General features: G+C 51.6%; 6 protein-coding genes. 2 read left to right on the top strand and 4 right to left on the bottom strand.

What is annotated here, in order from left to right; all coding sequences use genetic code 11:
- From ACLTD4_RS31560 to ACLTD4_RS31550, 3 genes are all read right to left on the bottom strand, one after another.
- Nucleotides 1–3,335, bottom strand: a 3,335-nt coding sequence (locus ACLTD4_RS31560) for an EAL domain-containing protein (RefSeq protein WP_412331868.1), incomplete at its 3' end; no start/stop codon positions are given.
- A gap of 224 nt (nucleotides 3,336–3,559) precedes the next feature.
- On the bottom strand, nucleotides 3,560–4,417 hold the full coding sequence (dapF, locus tag ACLTD4_RS31555; protein WP_055658682.1) for a diaminopimelate epimerase: 858 nt from the start codon (nucleotides 4,415–4,417) through the stop codon (nucleotides 3,560–3,562).
- Nucleotides 4,414–5,439 (bottom strand): D-alanine--D-alanine ligase, encoded by a 1,026-nt coding sequence (locus ACLTD4_RS31550; protein WP_117623594.1) that lies wholly within the window; start codon nucleotides 5,437–5,439, stop codon nucleotides 4,414–4,416. The genes dapF and ACLTD4_RS31550 overlap by 4 nt, the downstream gene beginning before the upstream one ends.
- A 144-nt stretch (nucleotides 5,440–5,583) precedes the next feature.
- Here ACLTD4_RS31550 and ACLTD4_RS31545 point away from each other — a divergent pair, with 144 nt between their 5' ends.
- Entirely contained in the window at nucleotides 5,584–6,423 is an 840-nt protein-coding gene (locus tag ACLTD4_RS31545) for a helix-turn-helix domain-containing protein (protein ID WP_002603155.1), read from the top strand.
- A 105-nt stretch (nucleotides 6,424–6,528) separates the two neighbouring features.
- Here ACLTD4_RS31545 and ACLTD4_RS31540 read toward each other — a convergent pair whose 3' ends face one another.
- A complete protein-coding gene (locus ACLTD4_RS31540) occupies nucleotides 6,529–7,314 on the bottom strand; it encodes a hypothetical protein (RefSeq protein ID WP_002603154.1) in 786 nt (261 codons plus the stop codon).
- Nucleotides 7,315–7,631: 317 nt separating this feature from the next.
- Here ACLTD4_RS31540 and ACLTD4_RS31535 point away from each other — a divergent pair, with 317 nt between their 5' ends.
- A complete protein-coding gene (locus ACLTD4_RS31535; RefSeq protein WP_117623593.1) occupies nucleotides 7,632–8,684 on the top strand; it encodes a DUF4349 domain-containing protein in 1,053 nt (350 codons plus the stop codon).
- The last annotated feature ends 118 nt before the right edge of the window (nucleotides 8,685–8,802 follow it).

Genomic DNA, 8,802 nt, shown 5'->3' with positions numbered 1-8,802 from the left:
ATGGAAGGCCGGATCTTTGCCGACTCCAGGGACAGCTCCATCTTCATATCCGCCATCAGCTGTTCCAGCTTCCTGCGCATATCCCTGCTCCCGATATTTTTACAGAGCACCAGGATCTCATATCCGCTGATGCGGCAGACGATATCCTCCTCACGGAAAAAGCTCTTCAGCTTCTCCACACTGTTCACCAGGATCCGGTCCCCACTCACCTGTCCCAGCGCCTCATTCACCTCTGGAAACCCGTGAAACCGGAACAGTGCCAGCGCGGACGGCTGGACTCTGCGCCTGGATATCCACTCCTTCATCAGGGGAATCCCCGTCTCCCGGTTATGGAGACCCGTCAGCAGATCCGTCTCCACAGGCCTGCATCGCTCCAGTTCTTCCAATCGTTTTCTGCACTCTTTTATCTCCTGACGCAATGCCATAATCTCATCGATATCCAGGATGACTCCATATAAAAATGTGCTGCCATTCCAGTGTTTTCGTCTCGCCTGATAGCGGATCCATACATATCCCGTCTTCGTCCGCATACGGAATTCCAGGCTATATACTGTCTGTTTCTCTGCCATAACAGCGGACAGTACCCGGTCCCGGTCGCCTGGATGGATGAGCGAAACCATCTGATTCTGATACTCCTCCTCCAGCTCACGACCGGTAATTCCGAGAATTTCCAGGAAACGCCCGCTCACATAGAGAAGCTCCATGTCCTCCGTCCAGCGGCAGCAATGAAAACCGCCCGGAACGCCGGAATCCAGAAACTCCAGTTCGTCGTTCTGCAGCTCAATGGATTCTCCGGCCGTTTTAAGCATCTGGGGCTCAAATGCGCCTTCATCTCCGTTGATATTCAGGACATCCGCGAGAATCCGCTGGGAGGATGCCAGCCTCTCTTCCTGTCGTTTTACCTTTGTCACGTCGCTGACCGATCCATAGAACAGCCTGTGGTCATCCCTTTCCTTTAAGAAAAAGATGCGCAGGGAAATCCACATCAGCTCTCCGCTCAGCCTGTAGCGCCGTATGATGCCTTCCGATCCCTTCAGCGGATTTCTGCAGGCCGCCTCGAAGAGCTCCAGCACCTTGCCCTGGTCATCCTCGTGTATCTGCGCCATAATAAATTTCCTGCGTTCCTCCAGATCGATGGGATTACAGCCGGTCACCCGGTAATACCCCTCGTTCACCTGAAGCAGCTCGATCTTTTCCCCACAGACATCGTAAAGTGCCATTCCGCCCAGCATATTATTGAGGATTGCCTCGCTGGTCACATCCTTATTGACCAGGTCCTCCAGACGGAGTTCCTCCAGCTGGTGGGCCTGAATGCCGCGGTAATCCACATTCTCTTCATGGAGAAGCAGCGGTTCAAACTGTTCGATCGGCATCGGACGGTAGTAGTAATAGCCCTGCCCGTAGATACAGCCCACATTTCTCAGGAAATCCACCTGCTCCTTTTTCTCCACGCCCTCCGCAATCACCCGCAGCTGCATCAGCCTCGCCATGCGGACAATGGTCTCCAGGATTCCCATGCCGCGGTTCTGGCTGTTCTCGTTCATATCCAGAAATTTGGTGTCAATCTTGATGACATCCACATTTACATCCTTTAACATGTTGAGCGAGGAGTATCCGCTTCCAAAGTCGTCCATAAAGACGGTAAAGCCCGCATTCCGCAGATCAATCACCACCTGGCGAATGAGATTGTAATCCTCGGCGTAGGCGCTTTCCGTGATCTCGATGGCCAGGAGCGCCGGATCGATCTCATACCGGCTCGTAAGCTCTGCAAACGTATTCGTAACGTTCATGGAATAGATATCGATTCTGGAGACATTGACCGCGATCGGAATCGGCTTATGCCCCGCCGCAATCCAGTCGTGAAGCCTTCCGCACACCATATCCCAGACGTAAAGATCCAGATTGGTAATAAAGCCATTGCTCTCCAGAAGGGGAATAAATTCCCCCGGCTGCACGATGCCCCTTACGGGATGGTTCCATCTGACCAGCGATTCCAGTCCGATAATCTTCCCCGTCAGCATATTGCACTGGGGCTGGGCGTAGAAGATAAACTCCCGGTTGTCCAGGGCCCTCTGAACCTCCGACAGAAGCACCTGATCGTCCTCCATCTTCTTTTTCATTCCCGCGTCGTACCGCCCTGTACGGTTTAAGTAATTCCCCTTGACCGTGGAAAGGGCGATGGAAGCTCTGTCATACATCATGCTGACGGATAGATTCCAATCCTCTATCTCATAGACACCGAAGGCTGGAAGGAATCCGGCGCTTCCCCCGTACTGCTTCACAAAATGCTTAATTCCCCGCTCCAGATTCCCAAGAACCGACTCGTCTCTCGGAATGATGATGGCAAAATCATCGCCGCCCATATAACCGGCCATGGAATCGCACTGCTTTTCGACTTCTTTTAACTGCTCCGCAATGCTGATCAGGAACCGGTCCCCGGCCTCCTCCCCGAACCATTCGTTAAACAGCTTGAAATGCTCGATATCGATGGCAACCATGCTGAACCTTGCGCCGCGCTTTTCCCGTAGAAACTGTTCCGCTCTCTCTAGAAACGGACCGTACCGGTACAATCCCATCATGGAATCCTTCTCTTCCAGCCTGCTTCCGCCTCTGTCCAAAACCGCAGTCTCCTGCTTCTTCTGCTGATCGATATCCTGGATAAAAACCATGATAACCGTCTTATCCTGCTCCCCCGTCCGCAGCAGCACGGCAGTCTGGGCCACCCAGCAGTACTCCCCGGACACAAGAAGCTTCCGAAATTCCCCTCTTATGGTGTGGTTTTTTCCGCTCAGGCGCTGCGACAGCGTATCGAAATTCCAGAACTCCAGGAATCGCTCCCGGTCCTCCGGATCAATCATACGATCTGCAACCTCCATACACATGGTATCCAGTCTTCCCTCCATGGCGGGAATCACGTATTTCCCATTCTGATGGAAGAGTATCTTATAGGTATTCTCTGCCAGGTTTAACTCGAACAGCTCTTCATAGACACTGGTCTCCGTCAAATCGTAAAACAGGCTCCTGCTCTGCCTGTCCACGACCTTAAAGAGCATCAGCCAGCACCGCCCGCACCCAGGCCACTCAACCTGTCCCGACGACAATTCAAGCCACTGCCGGTTCACCGCGTCGTAAAACAGAATACGGCTGCAGTCCTCCTTCATGCCCGGACAGCCGCTGCATGGAGAATCTCCATTACAGATTCCCTGATAACAGGTGATCCCTACTCTTAAATTCGGGCAGACAGCCTTTGCTGTTTCATTGAAGTAGACAATCCTGTAATCTTCGTCTATAACATAAATGCCGGTACCTTCTCCAGCCACTGGCAATTGATCCATACGTTCCGCCTCTCTGCCGCAGTCAATACCGCCGGCATTCTATCACAATTATTATCTATTATAAGCTATGGGAGGGGGTACGTCAACAAAACGAAATTGATGTTGTGCGTAGAAAATTGCGGTACAGAATGAAAAGGCGGGTGAAATTTGCCCACACAAAGATGTATACAGGATACATCCTTGCGGCAAGTTTCACCCGCTTTTCAAGCTGTCAATACCAGGACTCACAGGCTGCGCAGCTGCTCCACCATTTCGTGGGATAAGGTAAATTTTCCGACGTAGCCCACGTCTCCGGTCATCAGGACGGAGCCGTCTTCCTCGATTTCCACTTCAAGCACTCCGCCCGGCATATGGACATACATCTTGGGATCGGTGAGGCCCATCTTGTAGGCCGCTCCCGCCGCGGCGCAGCCGCTGGTTCCGGATGCGAGGGTATAGCCAGCGCCTCTCTCATAGATCTCGATTTCGATATTGGTCCTGTCTACCACCCTGAGGAGTTCGGTGTTTACCTTTTCCGGGAAACACTCGGCCGCTTCGGAGTGGCGGCCGATGCGGCAGGCCAGCTCCTTTGAGATATCGCTCAGCCAGATCACGCAGTGAGGATTGCCGATGGAGACACAGGTCACCCGGTACGGAATGCTGCCAAACATCATCGTCTCATTTAAGACTTCACGCCTCGGCCCCGTCATCGGGATTTCGTCGCTCCAGAAGCTTAAATGCCCCATGGAAACCTTGATTCTCGTTCCTTCTTCATTCAGGTAGTGGATCTGCTGTTCCCCGCTTAAGGTATTGACCGAAAAATGATTTTTCTGCACATAGCCCGCATCCTTTAAGTATTTGCCGAATATCCGGACACCGTTTCCGCTTAACTCCGCCTCGCTGCCATCCGGGTTCAAGATCTTCACCGTCATCTTGTCTTCCCCCAGAATCGGGCCAACGAGAAGGCCGTCCGATCCGACGCCGAAATTGCGGTTGCAGATCAGCCGTACCGCCTCCTTTGTGAGCTTTAATTCATTTTTATTCGGATCGAAGATCAGGTAATCGTTTCCGAGTCCATGGTATTTCTCTAATGTAATCTTCATAATGCGGCTCCTTTCCCGTTTTTAACAATTGCTTCGCATAATTCCTGATATGTGATTCCGGCTGCCTTCGCCTCCTGCGGAAGAAGGCTGAAAGGCGTCATACCCGGAAGTGTGTTGGCTTCCAGACAGTAGATGGCGCCGTCTCCATCCATCAGAAAATCGACTCTGGAATAGTATCCCAGTTCCAGGATACGATGGACCGTCAGAGCGGCAGCTTCCAGCCTTGACTCCTGCTTTTCATCGATCCCGGCCGGACAGATCTCTCTGGTCATGCCGGGCTGATACTTGTTTTTATAATCGTAAAATCCTTTTTCCGGTATGATCTCTATAGCAGGCAGGGCTCTTCCGCCCAGTACGCCTACAGAGAACTCCCGTCCCGTAATCTTCTTCTCCACCAGTACGCGGTCACCATAGGAAAATGCTGCTTCCAGCGCCGTATGCCATTCTTCTTCGTTGTCTACGATTGTGACTCCCACACTGGAACCGCAGTCCAGAGGCTTTACGACACAGGGCAGGAATTCCGGCTGACTGCATTTTCCCTTTTCTGCAAGATACCAGTCGGGAGTAGCCACTCCTGCCGCCCTCATCAAAATCTTGGAAATATTCTTATCCATTGCCAGTAAGCTTCCCATATAACCGCTGCCCGTATGGGGAATTCCGTACGCCTCCAGTACTGCCTGGATCTGTCCGTTCTCTCCTGCGCTGCCGTGGAGCGCGATAAACACCATGTCCGCCTCCCGACATGCCTCCAGAACGCCAGGGCCAATCAGCGATATTTTCGCACCGGTACCTGCTCCGAGCAGCTCTAAGTCAGGGGCTTCCCCGCCGATTTCGTAAGCAAAGCCCAGCCCGTCTTCCCTGGTCCTGTAATGACCCCGCTCTCCTGCCTTGATTCCCAGCCAGGGATCCAGGAAAAAGACTTCATGGCCCCGCTCCATCAGCGCATTGGCAATTAAAGAGCCCGAGGACAGGGACACATCCCGCTCCGGACTGTATCCGCCTGCTAAAACAATAATCTTCATGATTAATTCCCTCTTTTGTCATTCATTCTTTCCCTCTATTATAGCCAGCATTATTTATCAATTCTATCGATATTATGCTGTTTTTATTGCATATTGTGTCTATTGCTGTATAATAGAACCGTTGAGGAAAGGAAACAAGAACTTATGACCGGCTATGAAAAAAGAGGATACCTAAACAGCGACTTTCGGCTGTTCCATTTGACTGATACAAAAAAACAGGATTTTGAATACCACTACCACGATTTCGATAAAATTATCATCTTCATCCGGGGCCGTGTGACATACCGGATCGAAGGCCAGGCGTATGAGCTGCAGCCTTACGATATCGTCCTTGTAAGCCATAACGATATTCACAGGCCGGACATCGATCCGTCGGTTCCCTATGAACGGATCATCGTCTACCTCTCCCCCCGCTTCATCACCTCCTACCGGTCCGACACCTACGACTTAAGCGACTGCTTCCATAAGGCGAAGGAGCTGCGTTCCAACGTACTGCGGATTCATTCGCTGGAGAAGAGCGGACTCTTTAAGACTATCACCGATTTAGAATACGCCTGCGCCCACGATGGATACGCGAAAGAGCTGTACTGCCAGGTGGTATTTCTGGAGTTCATGATCAAATTAAATCGCGCCGCCCTGACCGGACGGGTGGAATACATCTCCCCCGGCACCGGCGACCGCAGAATCTCCGCAGTCATGGAATACATAGCCGGGCATCTGACAGAGGATCTGACCGTAGATCAGATCGCCGACGCCGCTTATTTAAGCCGCTACCATCTGATGCACCTGTTCAAACAGGCCACCGGCTATACCCTTGGAAATTACATAACCGAAAAGCGCCTTTTGCTGGCGCGGGATCTGCTTCGCAGCGGGACGCCCGTTACCAGTGTATGCTTTGACTGCGGCTTTAAAAACTATTCTACCTTTTCCAGGGCGTACAAAAAATACTTTGAATCCACCCCCTCCGATGCGAAGAAGACGTAAAACAGGCAGCCTGGATAACAGGCTGCCTGCCAAAAGGGCATACCGCTTCGCCCGTGCGTAATTCTTATCCTGTCATCCGTTTGGAATCCATCCGTTTGGAATCCATCAGTTTGGAATCTTCATCGTGTGGAGAATATCGTCAATCTCCTGCCATCTCGATGGAATAAACACGGTCTCAATCATCAGTACATAGGAGCCGCAGCGTTTGAAATAGACATCGGCAATCCCCTCTTCACTCTGTATTAACGTGATCTTTGCGAACCCCAGATCGTTGAAGGAAGCGCCGATGACATCGCTTTCGCTTCTATAAATATATTTAAAGTAATAGGCCAGTTCCTCATCCGACCAGTTTTCCCCGTCCAGCTCAGACATATTGATAATGGCGGTGACGATGATACTGTTGCCGTCGGGCGCTGACGCCACCATGTCGTACTGCGCCTCCTCCGGCAGTGAGACGGTATTCCCCGAAACAGCCTGATAGGAATCCGGCAGCGTAATCTGGTATCCAACCAGCCGGTTCACGTAGGTCGTCCCATTCCAGCCGTCATTCAGCCGTACCTGCGGCTGTACCCACGCTCCGGAACCGTCAAACGTATAATCGGTTCCCCCGATATTCCGGGTTGTGCCAGAAACCATGGCCCCCGTATTCTCATCAAAATAGTACCATACTCCGGCGCCATCCTGGAACCAGCCGGTCTTCATAAAGCCGTCCTGCTCCACGTAATACCAGGTTCCCTGGTCCTCTACCCACTGGGCTGCCGCATAGCTGCCGTCATCGTTGTGATACTTCCATCTTCCCTCCTGATTCTCCCAGGTTCCGGCAAATGCCGATGATGCCATTACCACACTGAGCGCCGCGGCAACAACAGCGGTCATCCACTTCTTCCCCATATTATTACTCCCTTCCCCGCACCGGAACCTTCCGATAATCCCAGCGCGATTCCTTTTTCTATAAGTCTATGGTACCGCCTTTTATATAGACTGTCAAGTATGCTTTCTTTCTCTTTTATTTCGTCTTTGCAGATTTGTTTTTCATTTTTTCTTAATATTGTTTCCAAACATCTAATGTTTTCTTAATCCTTTATTACTTTCGTTGCAATCCATTTTCTGCCATGGTATTCTCTTATCAGGGCGTAGCGGAAAATTGCTTTCTTTCATCTGTACGCCCGGGAACCAAATTTAATCCATTCTCAGGGAGGAGAATCATTATGAAAAAAGTGGTTTCACTTATGATTCCGCTCTTTGCCGCTGTGGTCGGAATCACCGCATGCGGCTCGGGCAGCAAATCTTCAATGGTAGCAGAAGCAACGGCGGCTTACACAGAGGCAGCCGCCGAAACCGTGTCAAACACCTCTATGACCTATGACTCTGCATCTCAGAAATCCGAAAGCGGTTCCGGCGGCGAACTGGAGATGGATGCGTCAGGTACTCCGCTCCTGCCGGAAGGGCGCAAACTGATCCGCAACATCACGATGCAGGTGGAGACGGAAGAATTCGACAAGATGATCTCCGGCATCAATGCCAAGCTGTCTGAAGCAGGCGGCTACATCGAACAGTCCGATATCTCCGGCACCAGCTTGAACTATCGCGGAGAGCCTGTTCCCCGGTACGGCAACATCACCGCGCGCATCCCCAACGATAAACTGGACCGTTTCGTGGGAGCGGTCAGTGACAGCGGGAACGTCACCAACAAATCAGAGTCCACGCAGGACGTAACACTTCAGTACAGCGACGTGGAAAGCCGGAAAAAGTCACTGGAGATCGAGCAGGAACGCATCTGGCAGTTTTTGGAGAAGGCCGAGTCCATCGATACGGTCATCACGCTGGAACAGCGGCTCTCTGATATTCGCTACCAGTTGGAATCCATGGAGTCCCAGCTTCGCCTCTACGACAATCAGGTGGATTACAGCACCGTCTATTTAAGCATTTCAGAAGTGACGGCCTACACGCCTGTCACACCGGAGACGACCGGAGCACGAATTAAAAACGGGCTCGCAAAGAATTTCGAGTCCATCGTCACAGCCCTGACGAATCTACTGATCCTCTTCATCACCACATGTCCTTTCTGGATTCCGTTAGCCCTGCTCGCGGCTATTGTTATTTCCATCGCCCGGCGCCATAACCGGAAGATCGACAGGATCTATGCGGAAGAAAAGGCAAAGAGAACCGCCGCACAGAAGACCGGGGAATTGCCGGATCAGGGATCGGATAAGGAAGATCGCAAATCGGGTAAGGGATCGGACGAAGATATGGATTCATAAAGAATAAATACATAAATGACAACAAAAAACATAGGGAGCATTACCTGCTGGTAATGCTCCCTATGTTCAGACTGTAGACAACTAGCCTCCTAATAGGAGGCGGTTGTCTTTTTTCTTT

This window comes from Hungatella sp. (assembly GCF_046966825.1).
This window is presented reverse-complemented; position numbering and strand designations above follow the sequence as displayed.